Raw genomic sequence first — 17,768 nt, 5'->3', positions numbered from 1 at the left:
AGGAACCCCCCTCATGCTCACCCACTCCACCCGGCGCTGGCTCGCCGGACTGGGCGTAGCAGGCGCGTTCGTCGCCGCCTCCGCCAGCCCGGCCGTCGCCGCCGAAGACCCCTTCGAGATCGTCGCCCAGGACATCCTGGTCGCCCCGGACCACTACGGCTTCGCGTACGTCTATGCCGCGCCGACCAACTCGGAGCAGCCGCACCAGTTCGGCCACACCACGTTCGACCTCGACTTCTCCGGCATCGCCGACTTCGCCGTCCTGGAGGAGCCCGGCGAGGGCTGGGGCTGGGCGTGCGAGACCTCGGGCCAGGTCGTGCACTGCGAGACCGAGTTCGCTGAGGACGATGGTCCGTGGCTCGGCATCTACGTGAGCGGCAAGCACGAGGCCACGCCGGGTCAGAAGGGTCAGCTCAAGTTCGCGATGACCTCGGGTGGCAAGACGGCCAGCACGACCTCCACCGTCACCGTCGCCGAGGCCGTCGATCTCCAGACCGTTCCGGAGGCCAGCGTCAGCGGCGCTCCGGGCAGCAAGCTGGACATGCCGGCGACCGTCCGCAACGGCAGCGAGACGACCAGCCAGGGCGCGGTGCTGCTGATGAACGGCGACTACCTGGTCGACTACGCGGGTAACTACTCGAACTGCAAGCCGGCCGAGTACATGGGGGTGCTCTGCACCTTCGACGAGGACCTGGAGCCGGGCAAGAGCTACCGGCTCTCCGCCGAGCTGCCCTTCCAGCTCCACGAGGACGTTCGGACGGGTGCGGAGCTGCTGGCGACGAGCGTCTGGTGGACCAAGGCCGACTGGGAGCTGAACAGCATCGACTGGCCGCAGGACGGCAAGCCGGGCACCGGCGACAAGCTGCGCCTGGTGGAGCAGTCCGACGCCAAGTCGCTGGAGCGGCAGACCGACCCGGACATGTACAACAACTACACCGACATCTCGGTGAAGGTGACGGGCGACAACCAGGCTGACCTCAGCGTCAAGGGCGCCACGGCCAGCGGCAAGAAGGGCGATCTCGTCCAGGTCCGGCCGTCGGTCACGAACCTCGGCCCGGCCCTGCTGGAGTACCAGGGCCGTCCGGCGTTCCGGGTCACGGTCCCGGAGGGCACCACCGCGGTGGAGGTTTCCGGCGAATGCCAGCCGTACACCACGGACGCGGAGTGGGACCAGTGGGACGGCAACTGGGGTGAGCCGGGCGCCAAGGAGTACGGCTGCCAGATCACCGAGAGCCCGAAGGGCTTCGAGAACCCGTACGAGTTCGGCCTGCGGATCGACACGGTCGTCCCGGACGCCTCGGGAGCCGTCAGCGCGCGGTTGGCCGGCGACCCGAACAGCAAGAACGACACCGCCAAGATCGTGATCAACCCGACCACCACGGGCGGTGGCAACCCGGGCGGCGGCAACCCGGGTGGCGGCAACCCGGGTGGCGGCGATGGCGATGGCGACAACGGCGGCGGCCAGGGTGGTGACGACGGCGGTGCGCTGCCGATCACCGGCCAGTCCACCGGCCTGATCGCCGGCATCGGCGCGCTGCTGCTCGCCGCGGGCGTCGGCGGCTACCTGGTGGCCAAGCGCCGCCGGACCCGCTTCGTCGCCTGATCCACCCCGCACCACCGGTGCCCCGCCGACCCCCCGGCCGGCGGGGCACCGTCGTTGCGGCACCCCTCGCCTCGGGGGATGCGCCAGCGGGTGGTGTGGGTACGGTCCGGCGCGGCACGAGACCCGGCCTTCGGTACCCTTTGTGGCCGTGGACACAGCTGAGAAGACCCGCACGCTCGCGGAGAGCGTCGCCCTGAACCCGCTCGATCCCAAGGAGCTGTTGCAGACCTTCGGGCTGATCGGCGTCTGGGTGATCCTCTTCGCCGAGACCGGTCTGCTGGTGGGCTTCTTCTTCCCCGGCGACTCGCTGCTGTTCCTGGCCGGGGTGGCCGCCTCGCCCGTGGCGGACGCCATCTTCGGCGACGGCACGCGGCTCTCCCTGGCCGGCCTGCTGATCGGCGGCCCGATCTGCGCGATCGTCGGCGCCCAACTGGGGCACTGGCTCGGCGCGCGGTACGGCCGGCGGATGTTCGAGCGGCCCAACTCCCGGCTCTTCAAGAAGGAGTACGTGGAAAAGGCGGAGTACTACTTCCAGAAGTTCGGCCCGGCGAAGGCCGTGGTGCTGGCCCGCTTCATCCCGATCGTCCGGACCTTCCTCAACCCGGTCGCCGGCGCGCTCGGCATGCCGGCCCGGCAGTTCCTGCTCTGGAACATCGTCGGCGCGGTGCTCTGGGTGGACGGCATCCTACTGATCGGCTACCTGCTGGCGGAGCAGATCTACCAGGCCATCGGGGACAAGATCGACCACTACATCCTGCCGGTGGTGGCCCTGATCATCGTGATCTCGGTGCTGCCGATCTTCTTCGAGTTCCTCCGCGACCGGCGGGCCCGCAAGCGCGGCGAGGCGGTCGCGGTGATCGCGGCGGCCAGTGCCGTCGGCGCGGTCGAAGCAGTCCGCGAGACGTTCGACCACGACGAGCACCCGCACGGCCGCCAGCGTCCGGAGCACGGCCAGGAGCGCTGAACCCCGGGTACGACGACGGCCGGCCCCCTGGTGAGGGGGTCGGCCGTCGGCATGTCGGACCCGACCTCCGGCGGTGCAGCCGGGGACGAGCAGGCGTCACCGAGCGGTGGCGCCACCCCTGGCTCGCCACCGAACACCATCCCGGCGCGGGACGGTGTGCAGCGCCTGCTTCAGCGGGCCTTCTTGGTGGCCCGCTTGCGCGGCGGGGTCAGCAGGTCGGCGATCGTCGCGATCGCACTCGGGACCAGCCGGTAGTACGCCCAGACACCGCGCTTCTCCCGCTCCAGCAAGCCGGCCTCGGTGAGGATACGCAGGTGGTGACTGACCGTCGGCTGAGAGAGGCCGAGCGGCGCCGTCAGGTCACAGACGCACGCCTCGCCCTCAGGGGCCGACTGGATCAGGCTGAGCAGCCGCAACCGAGCGGGATCGGCAAGGGCCTTGAGGACCCCCGCGAGACGCTCGGCATCGGCACGTTCGATCGGCTCACCGGCAAGCGGCGAGATCTGAGGCATAGTCATTTCGGCCAACGCAGTTCCCACGTATTCCATCCTTCCACCAGCAGCATCGATCCGCCTGCATATCAGCAGATCCGAATCGGCAAACTTTTACGCCACAAGGCCGAGGTCAGCCAACGTATAGGCCGCCCGGTACGGCAATCCGGCGGCTCGCACCGCGTCGCCGGCACCTCGATCAACAATAACCGCCACGCCAACGACTTCGGCTCCGGCCTCACGAAGCGCCTCGACCGCGGTCAACACACTTCCGCCTGTCGTGGACGTATCCTCCACCGCCAACACTCGGCGGCCGACCACCTCCGGTCCCTCGATCCGCCGTTGTAGACCGTGGGCCTTACCCGTCTTTCGCACCACAAAGGCGTCCAGGGCCCGACCGGTCGGAGCAGCGGCGTGCAGCATCGAGAGCGCGACAGGGTCCGCGCCCAGGGTGAGCCCGCCGACGGCGTCGTACTTCCAATCGGCGGTGAGGTCGAGCAGCACCCGGCCGACCAATGGAGCGGCCTGGTGATGGAGCGTGACGCGACGCAGATCGACGTACCAGTCTGCCTCCCGCCCCGAGGAGAGCACGACCCGTCCGTGGACCACAGCCAGGTCGGTAATGAATTTACGCAGGTCGTCGTGGTCCCCCATGGCGATAGAGGTTACTGCGCAAGTCTGAACGCCGTGTGCGGGGTCCACCCTGATCAGCCCGGTGGGGGACAGATGGTTGGCGATGTTCGACTACGCTCAGCAATCGGCCCGGTTGCGGCGAGCCAACGTCCCCGCGCTGGTGCCGAGACACCGCGCGGCCCGTGGAGGCTCAGCGCTCGTCGCGACCGATCCTGCCGCGGGTGTCCCTTGCGACCGCCTGGAGCAGCCTGCGCGGCGCGTGCCGCAGACCGGCGACGGCCACTTTGTACTTCCACGCCGGAATGCTGACCAACTTGCCTTTGCCCAGGTCACGCAAGGCTTCGTCGACCACATCCTCGGCCCGTAGCCACATCCACTCCGGCGTCTTCGACATGTTGATGCCGGCCCGCTGATGGAACTCCGTACGGGTGTAGCCGGGGCACAGGGCCATCACCCGGACGCCGAACGGGCGTGCCGACTGGCCCACGGACTCGCTGAAATTGGTGACCCACGCCTTGCTGGCCGAGTAGGTCGATCCCGGCATCACCGCGCCGAATCCGGCAACTGAAGAGACATTTATCACTGCCCCGTCGCGCCGTTCGGTCATCGGACGCAGCGCCGCCAGGGTCAGCCGCATGACCGCGTGCACGTTGAGCCGCAGCAGGCGGGCCTCATCTTCCGCGGAGGAACGCAGGAACGGTTTGTTCAGGCTGATCCCGGCGTTGTTGACCAGCAGGTGCACGGGGCTGCCGCCGGTGAGCCGCTGCTCCACCACGGCGCAGCCGTCGTCGGTGGACAGGTCCGCCGATATCGTCTCCACCTCGCGGCCGTGTCGGGAACCCAGCTCGGCGGCCAGCTCGGTCAACCGGCCCGCGTCCCGGGCGACCAGCACCAGGTGCCAGCCGTCAGCGGCCAGCCGGCGGGTGAACGCAGCGCCGATGCCGGCGGTGGCGCCGGTGATCAGGGCCCGTCGCTCGGCGGTCGCGGGGTCGAGCGTCACGGGCGGTCCTCACCTGGGCGGGTACGGGGGCGCGGTCTGCGCCGGCGGGGGCTGGTGCGGGGCGGGTGGGAACCCGGGTGGAGCGGACGGCACGGTCGGCGCTGTCAGGCGGTGCCGACCGAACCAGGCGTTGGCCGCCGGCAGGGCCAGCAGCGTAGCTACCACAAGGTAACCGAGGCCCTGTCCAACGGAAAGCCCCGCGTTGAGCGGGATCCACCACGACGGGTACGCGTCAGCAATCAGGCCCAGCAACTCGGCGGTGGCCCGCTCACCGGCGCCCAGCCGCAGCGGCGCGGCCCGTTCGCCGATGAGCACCGCCACGCTGCAGCAGCCGGCGAGCAGGCCGAGCCCGCAGACCACCCAGGTGGCCACCCGGACACCGGCACGACCCGCCAGCAGCCCGAGGGCCAGGCCGGCGAGCACCACCGCGGAGAGCGCGGCCACCACCGCCGACACCGCCGCGGACGCGCGCAGCAGGGTCACCACGTCGTCGATCTGCTGCGGAGTCGCTGAGGTGTCGCGGGCGGCGGAGCGGAAGGCGTCGACCGTGCGGCCGAGCACCGCCAGGTCGACGACGGTGTACGCGAGTGCGGCGACCGCCATCACCAGCAGCACGGCCGTGGCCAGCAGGACCACGGCGGGCCGGCGGGCCGGTGCCGATTCCGGGTACGACACGACGAATCCCTCCGGTAGGCGTCGGGTTGCAACCTACTCGGAGGGATCGACGGCGTCGTGGTTATCGAGCGGTCAACTCGTCGACGGCGGGGTCGGCCCGGGACGGTCGGCCGGCGGCGTGTCGTCCGGCCGGTTCGTGCCGGACGGGCCGGCCGGCGGCGGGTAACCCGGCTCCGACCCGGGCGTCTGGCCCGGCGTCGACGGGTAGCCCGGCTCGCCGCTCGACGGGTAGCCCGGCTGGCCGGGGGCCTGCGGGTAACCCGGCTGACCCGGCGCCTGCGGGTAACCCGGCTGACCCGGCGCCTGCGGGTAACCCGGCTGACCCGGCGCCTGCGGGTAACCCGGGTAGCTGGCGCCCGGGGTCGGCGGCTCCCAAGCCGCGGCGGGCTTGCGGAAGAACTCGTTGGCCTTCGGAAGCGCCAGCAGGATCAGCGCCGCGAGCAGCGCGAGCAGGCTGATCACGCCGAGCACGAGGCTGACCGGGGTGATCCAGGAGGGCAGCGCCTCGTCCAGCCGACGCTGGATCTCCTCGCCGCTCGGCATGTCACCGCCGGTGTTCCCGCCGGTGGTGAAGCTGCCGGCGGCCCCGCTGAGCAGGGTGCCGCCCACGCAGCAGACCATGATGCCGCCGATGATCCAGGTGGCGATCCGGGCGCCGTTGCGGCCCTGGTTGTTGAGCAGGGCCAGCACGGCCAGGGTGACCGCGAGCAGGAGCAGCAGGATGCTGCTGCCGAGGCCGAAGGCGAAGAAGAAGTCCGCAACCTGCTCGGCGCCGTCGACGGAACTGCCCTCGTACGCCTCGCGGAGCACGTCACGGGTCTTGCCGATGGTGGCGAGTGTGAGGATCAGACTGATCACCTGGCACGCCAGGAACAGGAAGAGCAGGTAGCTGGAAATCGTCACGATTGATGGCCGCTGACGGGCCGGCGTGCTCTGGGAATCGACCACGATTCTCCTTCCCTTGAGATCGGGCCCACACCGTACCGACAACTGACCACTCTGGCATGCCGTGGCGATCCCGGCGCGCCCGTGGGGTCCGGCTCAGCGCTCTTCGGCGGTGGGTCGGATCGTCAGCTCGGTGGGGTCGAGCAGGTCGCCGCGGGCGACCCGCCAGCCCTCTTCGCCGTACGCCTCGAAGGAGAGCCGCGCGCCGCCGCCGGACTGGTAGTCGTGGTAGCGCATCGTCCCGGCCGCCGGCAGCCCGGTCTCCCCGATGGCGGTGTAGCGCGACTGCCCGGTCTCGGCCCAGGTGTAGCGCCGCCCGCCGAGGTCGATGGTGGGGGCGCCCGGGGTGACGGTCGCGCCGGGTTCAGCGGTCCAGAGCACCAACTCCAGGTCGGGGCCGTCCTCCACCGACAACCGGTGGCGAGTGCCGGAGGCGTCGTCGAGCAGGTGCTGCACCCAACTCCAGTCCCCCTCGACCAGGCGGATCGTGCCGCTCACCGCGTACTCCCGCTCGCGGATCCGCACGCGGTCGCCCGGGGCCAGACGGTGCGGACCACCGCGCAGCGGCTCCGCCGCGCGGCCGCGCGCCGGCCGTCCGGCGGGCCGCGCGCCGCCGGGCCGGGTCGCCGCCCGCCGCCGGGCCCACACGACGATCACGAACACGACCACCGCGAGTACGGCCACCGCCGCCACCAGGTACGTCACCGACCCGTCCACCCGACCACCTCCCCAGGTACGTCGGCGCAGACGGTAACAACCGCCGACACCGGAGCGACTCGCGTCGTGACGGAAAGCTCAGCTACTGACGGCGGCCGGGGTGTCGCCCGCCGTGGTCGCCGGCACTGTGGACGGATCGAGTGGTCCCCCGATCGGCGGATGGATCATGCTGCGGCGAGTCGTCGGGTGGCGTAGTCGCCGAGGGTGGTGCGCCCCATCACGCAGCCGACGAAGGTGGTGAACTCGGTCGGGTCGTCCCGCAGTGACGTCCAGACCGTCCTGGCCGCCGTCGGGTCGATCCGCTCCAGCAGCGTGGCCGCGTACGCCCGGCCTGCGGGTGAGCCTTCGGCCAGCACCCGGTCGAGCTGCCGGCGTACCTCCTCGGGGTGGTCGTCGAGGGCGGCCTCGATGCGTTGGTACGCCTCGGTCACCGGCAGCAGCGCGCCGGCGAAGCCGACGCCACCGAAGGCGAGCGTGTCGGCCCCCACCAACTCGTCGACGGCGGCGCCCAGTTCCCGTTCCCACTTCTTCCCGATGCCGAACATGCACCATCCTTTCCCCGCCGACCCCACCCCGACCCTGTTGATCATGAAGTTATTGCCACGACTCGCCGAGCCGGGAGGCAATAACTTCATGATCAACGCGGGTGGGGCCGGTGGGTCAGGCCGGGGTTACCGTCAGGGTGTTCGTCGGGGTGGTCAGGTCGACCTTGACGGTGTCGCCGTCGCGGATCGTGCCCGACAGCAGGGCCCTGGCCAGCTGGTCACCGATCGCGGTCTGGACCAGACGGCGCAACGGGCGGGCACCGTAGATCGGGTCGTACCCGTGCTCGGCGAGCCAGCCGCGGGCCGCGTCGGTGATCTCCAGGCCGAGCCGGCGGTCGGCCAGCCGGCGCCGCATCCGGTCCAGCTGGATGTCCACGATGGAGCGCAGGTCGTCCCCGCGCAGCGAGGCGAAGACCACGATGTCGTCCAGCCGGTTGAGGAACTCCGGCTTGAAGTGCGACCGGACCACGGCGAGGACCCCCTCGCGGCGCTGCTCCTCGGCCAGCGTCAGGTCGCTGATCACCGACGACCCGAGGTTGGAGGTGAGGATCAGGATCGCGTTACGGAAGTCCACCGTGCGGCCCTGACCATCGGTGAGCCGACCGTCGTCGAGCACCTGGAGCAGCACGTCGAAGACGTCCGGGTGGGCCTTCTCCACCTCGTCCAGCAGGATCACCGAGTACGGCCGGCGGCGCACCGCCTCGGTGAGCTGGCCGCCCTCCTCGTAGCCGATGTAGCCGGGAGGGGCACCGACCAGGCGGGCCACCGAGTGCTTCTCGCCGTACTCGCTCATGTCGATGCGGACCATCGCCCGCTCGTCGTCGAAGAGGAACTCGGCGAGGGCCTTGGCCAGCTCGGTCTTGCCGACACCGGTCGGGCCGAGGAAGAGGAAGCTGCCGGTCGGGCGGTCCGGATCGGCAACCCCGGCCCGCGCCCGGCGCACCGCGTCGGCGACCGCGCCGACCGCCTCGGCCTGGCCGACCACCCGGCCGCCCAGCGACTCCTCCATCCGGAGCAGCTTGGCCGTCTCGCCCTCGAGCAGCCGACCGGCCGGGATGCCGGTCCAGGAGGCGACCACCGCGGCGATGTCGTCCGCGCCGACCTCCTCCTTGAGCATCGCGCCGTCGGCCTGGAGCTGGGCCAGCTCCTCCTCGGCCTGCTTCAGCTCGACCTTGAGCGCGGGAATCCGGCCGTAGCGCAGCTCGGCGGCGCGCTCCAACTCCCCGTCGCGCTCGGCCCGCTCGGCCTCGCCGCCCAGACGCTCCAGCTCCTCCTTGGCGGTGGAGAGCTTGGTGATGTGGCTCTTCTCCGTCTGCCAGCGCTCGGAGAGCACGGTGAGCTGCTCACGCTTGTCCGCCAGCTCCTTGCGCAGCCGGGCCAACCGCTCGGCGGAGGCGGCGTCCGGCTCCTTGGCCAGCGCCATCTCCTCGATCTCCAGCCGACGGACCGCCCGCTCGATCTCGTCCACCTCGACCGGCCGGGAGTCGATCTCCATCCGGAGCCGGGACGCGGACTCGTCGACCAGGTCGATCGCCTTGTCCGGCAGGAACCGGTCGGTGATGTAGCGGTCCGACAGCGACGCGGCGGCGACCAGCGCGGCGTCGGTGATCCGGACGCCGTGGTGCACCTCGTAGCGCTCCTTGAGCCCGCGCAGGATGCCGATGGTGTCCTCAATGGTCGGCTCGCCGACCAGCACCGGCTGGAAGCGGCGCTCCAGCGCCGGGTCCTTCTCGATGTGCTCGCGGTACTCGTCCAGCGTGGTCGCGCCGACCATCCGCAGCTCACCGCGGGCGAGCATCGGCTTGAGCATGTTGCCGGCGTCCATCGAGCCCTCGCCCTTGCCGGCGCCGACGACGGTGTGCAGCTCGTCGAGGAACGTGATGACCTGCCCGTTGGAGTTCTTGATCTCCTCCAGCACGGACTTCAGCCGCTCCTCGAACTGGCCGCGGTACTGGGCGCCGGCGACCATCGCGCCGAGGTCCAGCGAGACCAGCTTCTTGTCGCGCAGCGACTCGGGCACATCACCGGCGACGATCCGCTGGGCGAGGCCCTCGACGATGGCGGTCTTGCCGACGCCGGGCTCGCCGATCAGCACCGGGTTGTTCTTGGTACGCCGGGAGAGCACCTGGATCACCCGGCGGATCTCCGAGTCCCGGCCGATCACCGGATCGATCTTGCCGTCGCGGGCGCTGGCGGTCAGGTCGACGCCGTACTTGGCCAGGGCCTGGTAGGTCTGCTCCGGGTCGGCGGTGGTGACCCGCCGGTCCCCACCCCGGACGCTCGGGAAGGCGGCGACCAGGGTCTCCTCGGTGGCGCCGACCGACGTCAGCGCGCCGGACACCGCGCCGCCCACCCGGGCCAGGCCGGCGAGCAGGTGCTCGGTGGACGTGTACTCGTCGCCCAGCGGCCGGGCGATCTGCTCGGCGGCGCCGATGGCGTTGACGAATTCCCGGGCCAGCGTGGGCTCGGCGATGCTGGAGCCCCGCGCCGCCGGCAGGGCGTCGACCGCCCGCTGGGCGGCCCGGCGCAGCTCGGCGGGGTCGGCCCCGACGGCGCGCAGCAGGCCGGCGGCGGTCGAGCCGTCGGTGTCCAGCAGGGACAGCAGCAGGTGCCAGGGCTCCACGGTGGCGTGGCCGCGCTGGTTAGCCAGCGCGACGGCACCGGTGATGGTTTCGCGGCTCTTGGTGGTGAGGCGTTCGGTGTTCATGGGCTCCCCCGGATCGGCGTTGTCCACTGGGTTGGACACAACCAGAGTTGAGCGTATTCCGCTCAACCTTAACGTTGTGACGCCCATCACTCCCGGCGCTGCCACCGCCAGTCGAATTCCCCGGCCGCCGGGGGCGGGCCGGGAAGCGGGTCGGTGCCCGGCGCCGCCGACAGTCCGGCCAGCAGCACCGCGAGCTGACGACGGCGCAACTGCCGGGTCCGCTCCGGATCGGGTACGCGCACCGCGGCGCACGCCTCCAGCAACAGGCCCAGATCCTGCACGACCACGTCGGGGCGCAGCCGCCCACTGGCACGGGCCCGCTCGAACAGGGCGGTGGCCAGTTCGTTGGCGCGCACCGCGTCCCGGCCCATCTCCTCGTTCGGCGTGAAGGTGCCGGCCAGGTGGACGGTGAGCGAGTGCACGTCGGCGTCGACCACCCGGGCCACGAATCCGGCGAACGCGACCCAGTCGTCCGGCTCCGCGAGGGCGGTCTCGGCTTCGGCGACGTACCGGCGCAGCCCGTCATGGCAGAGCTGGCGCAGCAGGTCTTCCTTGCCCGCGTACCGCCGGTAGAGGGCGCTGATGCCGACGCCGGCACGTTCGGCGACGGCGGCGATCGGCGCCTTCGGGTCGTCGAGGAAGACCGCGCGGGCTGCTTCGAGGATCACCTCGTCGTTGCGGGCGGCCTGGGCACGGCGGCCGGCCAGCGGCGCTTCGGTCTTTCCGGGGGAAGTCGGCATACCGCCAGGATAACAGTGGAACGGATCGTTCCGGTCTGCTATGTCATAGCAGAACGAAGCATTCCGTTCCGAAGGAGTCCTGAGATGACCGGCACCGCGATCCGCCCGTTCCGCGTCGAGATCCCGCAGACCGCCCTCGACGACCTGGCCGCCCGACTGAGCCTCACGATCTGGCCCGCCGAACTGCCCGGCGCCGGCGACGACTACGGGATGAGCAACGACCGGGTCCGCGCCCTCGTCGACCGGTGGCGGGACGGGTTCGACTGGCGGGCCGTCGAGGCCCGACTGAACGCGTACCCGCAGTTCCGCACCGAGATCGACGGCGAGCAGATCCACTTCCTGCACGTGCGGTCGTCCCGACCGGACGCCACCCCACTGGTGCTCACCCACGGCTGGCCCGGCTCGGTGCTGGAGTACCTGGACGTGATCGCCCCGCTCACCGAGCCGACCGCACCGGACGCGCCAGCCTTCCACCTGGTCATCCCGTCGCTGCCGGGCTTCGGGTTCAGCGGCCCGACCCGCAGCGCCGGCTGGAACCGACACCGCACCGCCCGCGCCTGGGCGGAGCTCATGAGCCGATTGGGGTACGACCGCTACGGCGCGGTCGGCAACGACGCCGGCTCGATGGTCGCGCCGGAGCTGGGCCGGATCGACGCGGCGCACGTGCTCGGCGTGCACGTCACCCAACTCTTCTCGTTCCCCTCGGGGGACCCGGCCGAGTTCGCCGGGCTCTCCGAGGCGGACCAGGCGGCGCTCAAGCACCTCCAGTGGTTCTACGAGAACAAGTTCTCCTTCAACCAGGTGCACAGCCAGCAGCCGCAGACCCTGGCGTTCGGGCTGGCCGACTCGCCGGTCGGGCTGCTGGCCTGGAACGCCCAGCTCGTCGACGTGAGCCTGGACGCCGACTTCATCCTGGCCAACGTGGCGCTCTACTGGTTCACCGGCACGGCCGCCTCGGCGATCCGGTTCTACTGGGAGGACGCGCACGCCGGCGACACGCCGACCGAGCCGACCACCGTGCCGACCGCGCTGGCCATGTTCCCCGGCGACTTCCAGTCGATCCGCCGCTTCGCCGAGCGGGACCACGCGAACATCGTCCGGTGGACGGCGTACGGGACAGACGTCGACGGGCGGGGCGACGTCGGCGGCCACTACGCCGCTCACCAGGCCACCGACGTGCTGGCCGCCGACATCCGCGAGTTCTTCGCCAGCCTTCGCTGACCACGGCGTGCGCCGGTGCCCGCTCTGCTCCGCCGGGGTGGGCACCGACGCATCCTGGGCGTCCATTTCCCGGAAGTGGGGGCGTCCAGGCTGCCGGGACACCGCGACATCGCCGAAACCGAGTCGATCATCTGGAAGGAAACGGCCGCCGTAGGGGCCGGATTCGACCAAGATCTGGGCGTGGTGCACCAAGCGGTAGCCTTGGCTGGTGCGAGTACGAGTCGAGCAGATTGCCTTACCCGGGATCGGCGTACGCCACGATCTGGTGACGGAGTCCGGACGCCGCCTGGGCGTTGTCTCCCACCGCAATGGCCGCCGGGATCTCGTCCTCTACGACCCCGACGATCCTGACTCGTGCCAGGCGGACATCCCGCTGACGGACGATGAGGCGGAAGCGCTGGCCGACATCCTCGGCGCGTCGCTGATGCTCGGGCAGCTCTCCGGGCTGCGGGAGCAGGCCGCCGGTCTGCTCACCGAGCAGATCGCCATCACGGCCGGGTCGAGGTATGTCAACCGGAGGCTCGGTGACACCAAGGCGCGTACCCGCACCAGCGCCTCCATCGTGGCGGTACTGCGCGACGGCGAGGTGATCGTCTCGCCGCTTCCTTCCTTCCGCTTCGCGGCCGGCGACGTGGTGGTCGTCGTCGGGACCCGCAAGGGTCTCGACGGTGTGTCCGCCATCCTCGCCGACAGTGACCCGGACGGCTGAGGCGGATGCACGATTCCACCACACTGCTCGTCGAAGTCGGCGCGCTGCTGCTGTTGCTCGGTGTCCTCGGCCGGCTCAGCCGCCGGGTAGGTCTCTCACCCATCCCCCTCTACCTGCTCGCCGGGCTCGCCTTCGGGCACGGTGGGCTGCTGCCGCTCGCCGCAAGCGAGGAGTTCTTCGCGGTCGGCGCCGAGATCGGCGTCATCCTGCTGCTGGTGATGCTCGGCCTGGAGTACTCGGCCAACGAGCTGGTCGGCAACCTCCGCTCGGCGGCCCCGGCTGGGCTGATCGACGGCGTGCTCAACGCACTGCCCGGTGCGGCGTTCGCCCTGCTGCTCGGCTGGGACTGGGTGGCCGCCCTGGTGCTCGGCGGTATCACCTGGGTCTCGTCCTCCGGCGTGATCGCCAAGGTCCTCGCCGACCTGGGCCGGCTCGGTAACCGGGAGACTCCGGTGATCCTCTCGGTCCTGGTGATCGAGGACCTGGCGATGGCGCTCTACCTGCCGCTGGTCACCGCGGTGCTGGCCGGCACCGGCCTGCTCGGCGGCGGCATCGCGCTCGCCGTGGCGGTGGGAACGGTGCTGCTCGTGCTGGTGCTCGCCATCCGGTACGGCCATCTGATCTCGTCCGCCCTGTCGGCGAAGGACCCGGAGGCGCTGCTGCTCGGCGTACTCGGTCTGACCCTGCTGATCGCCGGTCTGGCGGCGAAGCTCCAGGTGTCGGCGGCGGTCGGGGCGTTCCTGGTCGGCATCGCGCTCTCCGGGCCGGTGGCGCACCACGCCACCGAGTTGCTCTCCCCGCTGCGGGACCTGTTCGCCGCGGTGTTCTTCGTCTTCTTCGGGCTGGTCACCGACCCACGGGACATTCCCCCGGTGCTGCTGCCCGCGCTCGCGCTGGCCGTGGTCACCATGGCGACGAAGACGCTCACCGGTTACCTCGCGGCTCGCCGTGTCGGCATCGCCGAACCCGGTCGATGGCGGGCCGGCCTGGCACTCGTACCCCGCGGTGAGTTCTCCATCGTCATCGCCGGGCTCGCGGTGGCCGCCGGCAGCGTCGAGCCGCGGTTGGCCGCGCTGGCCACGGCGTACGTCCTGATCACCGTGGTGACCGGGCCGATGCTGGCCCGGCTGCCCGACTTCCCGTGGTTCAAGCGGTGGCTGCGCAACCGCGCGGCGGCCGAGCGGCGGCAGCCCGTTCCGGTCCACGACTGACGCGTCGCCGCCGCTGCGTGACTCCCTGATCGGCGCGGCAGCGGCGGTGGGCGGGGCCCGCCCGCCCATCCGGTGGACCCGGCCAGGCCAACGGTTGCTGAATTGCTCCCCACGGGGACTACCGCAGCACCCGACGGCGGGTTACCGTTTCGCCGCAGCAGCCAGGGTCCGCGGGTGGCCAGTGCCAACGCGGGCGAAAGCGGAAGGTTGGCCGGTGAGCGTGCAGGAGTCGACGTTCCACGGCTTCGCCAACCCCGTCGATCCGACTCCGGCGGAGTTGCGAGCTTGGGCTTACCAGCCCGATTCGGTGCCGTTGGCTTCCATGCCACCGGACTGGGACCTACTGGTCTCCGGTGACCGGCTCGTACTGACGCTCTTCGAGTTGGCGATGGATCCGACGTGCCCGGCCCGCCGCTTCGCGTTGCACTGCCTCTACATCTACGCGGCCGACGGCATCCGGACGAACTTCCGCGCCCACCCCAAGCGCCGCTTCCGCAAGCTGGTCGAGCAGGCCGAGCGCGACGGCGACGAGCTGATGAAGATCTGGGCGCACAACGGCCGCGTGCTGCTGGCCCGGCCGGATCTCTTCGTCTACCGGGACTGGTGCGAAGGCGGCCTGGTCCGCGAGAACCGCCGCCTCGGCTGACGCCGCGTGGATCGAAGGGTCGCCGCACCGCAGCCCCTTTGGAGCTGATGTCGCCAACGATTCACTCAGCACGGCGAACGGGCCGGGACCCCCCGTGGGTCCCGGCCCGCACGTCGGTTACCGGTCAGTCCCGCTTCCGCTGGGTCTCGGCCCGGGCCTGGTCGACGCCGTGGTCGACCTGGTCGGCGAACCGCCCCTCGGTGATCCGCTCCCGGAAGGTTCCCTCGGTCACCTTGTCGAACTTCTCGCGGACGGTCTCGGCCAGGTCCTCCAACCGGTCCTCCGTCTGCTGGGCCATCTCCTTCGCCGGCTCCGCCATCGCTCCCCCTGCTATGCCGGTAGGTCCGAATTAAGCCGATAGAACCCGTATCGACAGGCTAACTGGAACGGCCCGGCCCGCGCCGAGAAATCCGGTGCGGGCCGGGCCGAAAGAACGGGACCGGAAGAGCGGGTCAGCGGTCGGGCAGGCGGCGGGGCCGCCAGACCACCAGGGCGGTGGAGGTGCGGTTGGTCGGCACCAGATCACGGCCCGGGAAGCGGGCCAGCGACTCCAGTTCGGCCACCCGGCGGTACGCGGCGTCCAGCTCCGCCTCCAGCCGGGCGACCCGCTGCTGCGCCTGCTCCAGCAGCCGCTCCAGCCCGATGATCCGCTTGACCCCGGCCAGGTTGATCCCGTCGTCCTGACTGAGCCGCTGCACCTCGCGCAGCAGCACCACGTCGCGGACGCTGTAGCGACGCCCACCGCCGGCGGCCCTGCCGGGCTGCACCAGCCCCAGCCGGTCGTACTGGCGCAGGGTCTGTGGGTGCATCCCCGCCATCCGGGCCGCGACCGAGATCATCAGCACCTTGGCCTCGTAGGCAGGGTCACCCGAACCGAGGAACTCGCCCGACATCCCGCTCACCTCCGCGTCCATCCCACCGGACTAACTGACCCGACGCACCCGAGCGTCGAGATGTTCCCTGGACGCTGGCGGGCTCTGCTCGGCGAACGCCTCCAGCGCCGCCCGCGCCTCGTCCGACAACCGGGCCGGCACCACCACGTCCAGCGTGACCAGCAGGTCGCCGGCCTGCCCGTCGCGGCGGACCACGCCCTTGCCCCGGGCCCGCAGCACCCGGCCGCTCGGCGTACCAGGCGGGACCCGCAGGGTCACCGCGCCGTCCAGCGTCGGCACCCGCAGGTCCGTGCCGAGCACGGCCTCCGCGAAGGTGACCGGCACGGTCAACGTCAGGTCGTCACCGGTACGCCCGAACAGCTCGTCCGGCCGGACCTTGACGTGCACGAACAGGTCACCGGCCGGGCCACCGCGCTCACCCGGCTCACCTCGCCCGGCCAGCCGGATCCGCTGGCCGTCGGCCACGCCGGCCGGGAAGCGCACGTTCATCGTGCGGGTCTTGGTGACCCCGCCACTGCCATGGCACTCGGGGCACTTCTCCTCGACCACCGTGCCGACGCCCTGGCAGGTGCGGCACGGCTCGGAGAAGCTGAACGACCCCTGGTTGCGGGTGGTCACTCCGGCGCCGTGGCAGGCCGGACAGGTGCGCGGCTGGGTGCCGGGCTTGGCCCCGTTGCCGTGGCAGGTGTCGCAGACGCCCGGGGCGCGCAACGTCAGCGGCATGGTCACGCCCCGCACCGCGTCGCCGAAGTCCAGCGCCACCTCGGTCTCCACGTCCCGGCCCCGGGCCGGCCCGCGCGGGGCGGCCTGCCCGCCGGCCGAGCCGCCGGAGAAGATCGAGCTGAACAGGTCCTGGAAGCCGGCCCCGCCGAAGCGACGGTCGCCGCCTGCGCCCCCGCCGCCGAACATGTCGGAGACGTCGAACGGCATGCCGCCCGGCTGGCCCGCGCCCCGGGCGTTGCGCCGGAACGCGCCCGAGCCGAACAGCGAACGCATCTCGTCGTACTCGCGGCGGCGGCCGGTGTCCGACAGCACGTTGTACGCCTCGGAGACCGCCTTGAAGCGCTCCTCAGCCTTCGGGTCGCCCGGGTTGTGGTCCGGGTGCGACTCCCGGGCCAACTTGCGGTACGCCTTCTTGATGTCATCCGCGGAGGCAGCCTTGTCCACGCCGAGCACGGCGTAGAAGTCCTTCTCGAGCCAGTCCTTCGAACTCACCGGTCCACCCCCTTCCGACCGTCGAGGCCCGGCCGTCCCGCCACCGCATCGCGGCGGGCGGGACAGGCCGGTCACCGTTTCGCACTATTCCGGATCCGCGACCGCTACCAGCGCGGGGCGTAGCAGCCGCTCACCGAGCTGGTAGCCGCGCCGCATGACCTGCACGCAGGTCGGCTCGCTGACCTCGGCCGAGGTCTGGTGCGCGACCGCCTCGTGCCGGGTCGGGTCGAACGGGTCGCCCTGCTCGCCGAAGGCGGTCAGGCCGAACTTGCCCAGCGCGGTGGTGAGCTGTTCCGCCACCGTGCCGAACGGCCCGACCAGGTCGCCATGTTCCCGGGCCCGGTCCAGGTCGTCCAGGATCGGCAGCAGCGCGGCCAGCACCGAGCCGGTCGCCTGCTCCTGCACCAGGCTGCGGTCCCGGTCCACCCGCTTGCGGTAGTTGGCGTACTCCGCCGACACCCGCTGCAGGTCCCGCGTGCGCTCGTCCAGCTCGGCCCGGAGCGCCTCCATCTCGGCGCCGAGCGGCGTGCCAGTGCCGCCGCCGCCCACCGGCTGCGCCGGGGCGTCCACCACCGGTGGACCGGCCGGTGTGGGGCCGTCCATCGAGGTCGCCTCGATCTCGATCTCGTCGACCACGATCTCGGCGTCCTCGACCAGGCCCTCGGCCGGTACGTCGCTGCCCGCGTCGGCGGCGGCGCCCTCCGGCTCCGTCGCGTCGCTGATCTTGCGGTTGTTGCGGATGACGACCCGCTCCCCGTCGCCGGTGGCCGGCTCGGTGGGCGCGGAGCCACCCGGCGCCGACCCGGTGTCGCCCGGGTCGGCGGCTCGTGGCTTCTGCGTCATGCGGCTACCT

General features: G+C 71.4%; 19 protein-coding genes. 6 read left to right on the top strand and 13 right to left on the bottom strand.

The window, feature by feature from the left end; translation table 11 throughout:
* Positions 1-13 precede the first annotated feature (13 nt).
* Together BUS84_RS24010 and BUS84_RS24005 are read left to right on the top strand one after the other, a co-directional pair.
* Positions 14-1,603 (top strand): LPXTG cell wall anchor domain-containing protein, encoded by a 1,590-nt coding sequence (locus tag BUS84_RS24010; RefSeq protein WP_074315781.1) that lies wholly within the window; start codon positions 14-16, stop codon positions 1,601-1,603.
* 142 nt (positions 1,604-1,745) lie between these two features.
* Positions 1,746-2,567, top strand: coding sequence for a DedA family protein (locus tag BUS84_RS24005; RefSeq protein ID WP_074315780.1), 822 nt, complete (start codon positions 1,746-1,748; stop codon positions 2,565-2,567).
* Positions 2,568-2,737: 170 nt separating this feature from the next.
* Here the strand turns inward: BUS84_RS24005 and BUS84_RS24000 are convergent, their stop codons facing one another.
* From BUS84_RS24000 to BUS84_RS23960, 9 genes are all read right to left on the bottom strand, one after another.
* Positions 2,738-3,115: an ArsR/SmtB family transcription factor gene (locus tag BUS84_RS24000; RefSeq protein WP_007454255.1), complete on the bottom strand. Its 378-nt coding sequence runs from the start codon at positions 3,113-3,115 to the stop codon at positions 2,738-2,740.
* 57 nt (positions 3,116-3,172) lie between these two features.
* The gene (pyrE, locus tag BUS84_RS23995; RefSeq protein WP_074315779.1) at positions 3,173-3,712 is read right to left on the bottom strand and encodes an orotate phosphoribosyltransferase; all 540 of its coding nucleotides are present in this window, start codon (positions 3,710-3,712) and stop codon (positions 3,173-3,175) included.
* A 169-nt stretch (positions 3,713-3,881) separates the two neighbouring features.
* A complete protein-coding gene (locus BUS84_RS23990) occupies positions 3,882-4,691 on the bottom strand; it encodes an SDR family NAD(P)-dependent oxidoreductase (RefSeq protein WP_074315778.1) in 810 nt (269 codons plus the stop codon).
* A 9-nt stretch (positions 4,692-4,700) separates the two neighbouring features.
* Positions 4,701-5,366, bottom strand: coding sequence for a hypothetical protein (locus tag BUS84_RS23985; RefSeq protein ID WP_074315777.1), 666 nt, complete (start codon positions 5,364-5,366; stop codon positions 4,701-4,703).
* A 72-nt stretch (positions 5,367-5,438) separates the two neighbouring features.
* The gene (locus tag BUS84_RS23980) at positions 5,439-6,314 is read right to left on the bottom strand and encodes a hypothetical protein (protein ID WP_074315776.1); all 876 of its coding nucleotides are present in this window, start codon (positions 6,312-6,314) and stop codon (positions 5,439-5,441) included.
* Between the two features lie 93 nt (positions 6,315-6,407).
* Complete coding sequence (locus tag BUS84_RS23975) at positions 6,408-7,028, bottom strand: DUF4178 domain-containing protein (RefSeq protein WP_074315775.1); 621 nt, start codon at positions 7,026-7,028, stop codon at positions 6,408-6,410.
* A gap of 164 nt (positions 7,029-7,192) precedes the next feature.
* Positions 7,193-7,573 (bottom strand): hypothetical protein, encoded by a 381-nt coding sequence (locus BUS84_RS23970; RefSeq protein ID WP_074315774.1) that lies wholly within the window; start codon positions 7,571-7,573, stop codon positions 7,193-7,195.
* 115 nt (positions 7,574-7,688) lie between these two features.
* Complete coding sequence (gene clpB, locus BUS84_RS23965) at positions 7,689-10,280, bottom strand: ATP-dependent chaperone ClpB (protein ID WP_074315773.1); 2,592 nt, start codon at positions 10,278-10,280, stop codon at positions 7,689-7,691.
* Positions 10,281-10,366: 86 nt separating this feature from the next.
* Entirely contained in the window at positions 10,367-11,020 is a 654-nt protein-coding gene (locus BUS84_RS23960; RefSeq protein ID WP_074315772.1) for a TetR/AcrR family transcriptional regulator, read from the bottom strand.
* 84 nt (positions 11,021-11,104) lie between these two features.
* On the opposite strand from BUS84_RS23960, the gene BUS84_RS23955 reads away from it, so the two are divergent.
* The 4 genes from BUS84_RS23955 (at position 11,105) to BUS84_RS23940 (ending at position 14,807) form a co-directional block, all read left to right on the top strand.
* The gene (locus BUS84_RS23955; RefSeq protein WP_074315771.1) at positions 11,105-12,241 is read left to right on the top strand and encodes an epoxide hydrolase family protein; all 1,137 of its coding nucleotides are present in this window, start codon (positions 11,105-11,107) and stop codon (positions 12,239-12,241) included.
* A gap of 208 nt (positions 12,242-12,449) precedes the next feature.
* Entirely contained in the window at positions 12,450-12,950 is a 501-nt protein-coding gene (locus tag BUS84_RS23950; RefSeq protein WP_074315770.1) for a cation:proton antiporter regulatory subunit, read from the top strand.
* Between the two features lie 5 nt (positions 12,951-12,955).
* Positions 12,956-14,161 (top strand): cation:proton antiporter, encoded by a 1,206-nt coding sequence (locus BUS84_RS23945; protein ID WP_074315769.1) that lies wholly within the window; start codon positions 12,956-12,958, stop codon positions 14,159-14,161.
* A gap of 214 nt (positions 14,162-14,375) precedes the next feature.
* Positions 14,376-14,807, top strand: coding sequence for a hypothetical protein (locus BUS84_RS23940; protein ID WP_074315768.1), 432 nt, complete (start codon positions 14,376-14,378; stop codon positions 14,805-14,807).
* A 124-nt stretch (positions 14,808-14,931) separates the two neighbouring features.
* Here the strand turns inward: BUS84_RS23940 and BUS84_RS23935 are convergent, their stop codons facing one another.
* From BUS84_RS23935 to grpE, 4 genes are all read right to left on the bottom strand, one after another.
* On the bottom strand, positions 14,932-15,126 hold the full coding sequence (locus BUS84_RS23935; RefSeq protein WP_074315767.1) for a hypothetical protein: 195 nt from the start codon (positions 15,124-15,126) through the stop codon (positions 14,932-14,934).
* A gap of 133 nt (positions 15,127-15,259) precedes the next feature.
* Positions 15,260-15,700: a heat shock protein transcriptional repressor HspR gene (locus tag BUS84_RS23930; RefSeq protein WP_074319060.1), complete on the bottom strand. Its 441-nt coding sequence runs from the start codon at positions 15,698-15,700 to the stop codon at positions 15,260-15,262.
* 30 nt (positions 15,701-15,730) lie between these two features.
* Entirely contained in the window at positions 15,731-16,915 is a 1,185-nt protein-coding gene (gene dnaJ, locus BUS84_RS23925; RefSeq protein ID WP_074315765.1) for a molecular chaperone DnaJ, read from the bottom strand.
* Positions 16,916-16,999: 84 nt separating this feature from the next.
* Positions 17,000-17,758, bottom strand: a complete 759-nt coding sequence (grpE, locus tag BUS84_RS23920; protein WP_074315764.1) for a nucleotide exchange factor GrpE — start codon at positions 17,756-17,758, stop codon at positions 17,000-17,002.
* Between the last annotated feature and the right edge of the window lie 10 nt (positions 17,759-17,768).

The sequence above is a fragment of the Micromonospora cremea genome (assembly GCF_900143515.1).
Classification (GTDB): Bacteria; Actinomycetota; Actinomycetes; order Mycobacteriales; family Micromonosporaceae; genus Micromonospora; species Micromonospora cremea.
This window is presented reverse-complemented; position numbering and strand designations above follow the sequence as displayed.

Excerpts from the sequence above, each read along its gene's own strand:
- BUS84_RS24010 (WP_074315781.1), top strand. The coding sequence starts at position 14 with ATGCTCACCCACTCCACCCGGCGCTGGCTCGCCGGACTGGGCGTAGCA.
- BUS84_RS24000 (WP_007454255.1), bottom strand. The coding sequence starts at position 3,115 with ATGGAATACGTGGGAACTGCGTTGGCCGAAATGACTATGCCTCAGATC.
- pyrE (WP_074315779.1), bottom strand. The coding sequence starts at position 3,712 with ATGGGGGACCACGACGACCTGCGTAAATTCATTACCGACCTGGCTGTG.
- BUS84_RS23970 (WP_074315774.1), bottom strand. The coding sequence starts at position 7,573 with ATGTTCGGCATCGGGAAGAAGTGGGAACGGGAACTGGGCGCCGCCGTC.
- clpB (WP_074315773.1), bottom strand. The coding sequence starts at position 10,280 with ATGAACACCGAACGCCTCACCACCAAGAGCCGCGAAACCATCACCGGT.
- BUS84_RS23960 (WP_074315772.1), bottom strand. The coding sequence starts at position 11,020 with ATGCCGACTTCCCCCGGAAAGACCGAAGCGCCGCTGGCCGGCCGCCGT.
- BUS84_RS23955 (WP_074315771.1), top strand. The coding sequence starts at position 11,105 with ATGACCGGCACCGCGATCCGCCCGTTCCGCGTCGAGATCCCGCAGACC.
- BUS84_RS23945 (WP_074315769.1), top strand. The coding sequence starts at position 12,956 with ATGCACGATTCCACCACACTGCTCGTCGAAGTCGGCGCGCTGCTGCTG.
- BUS84_RS23935 (WP_074315767.1), bottom strand. The coding sequence starts at position 15,126 with ATGGCGGAGCCGGCGAAGGAGATGGCCCAGCAGACGGAGGACCGGTTG.
- BUS84_RS23930 (WP_074319060.1), bottom strand. The coding sequence starts at position 15,700 with ATGTCGGGCGAGTTCCTCGGTTCGGGTGACCCTGCCTACGAGGCCAAG.
- grpE (WP_074315764.1), bottom strand. The coding sequence starts at position 17,758 with ATGACGCAGAAGCCACGAGCCGCCGACCCGGGCGACACCGGGTCGGCG.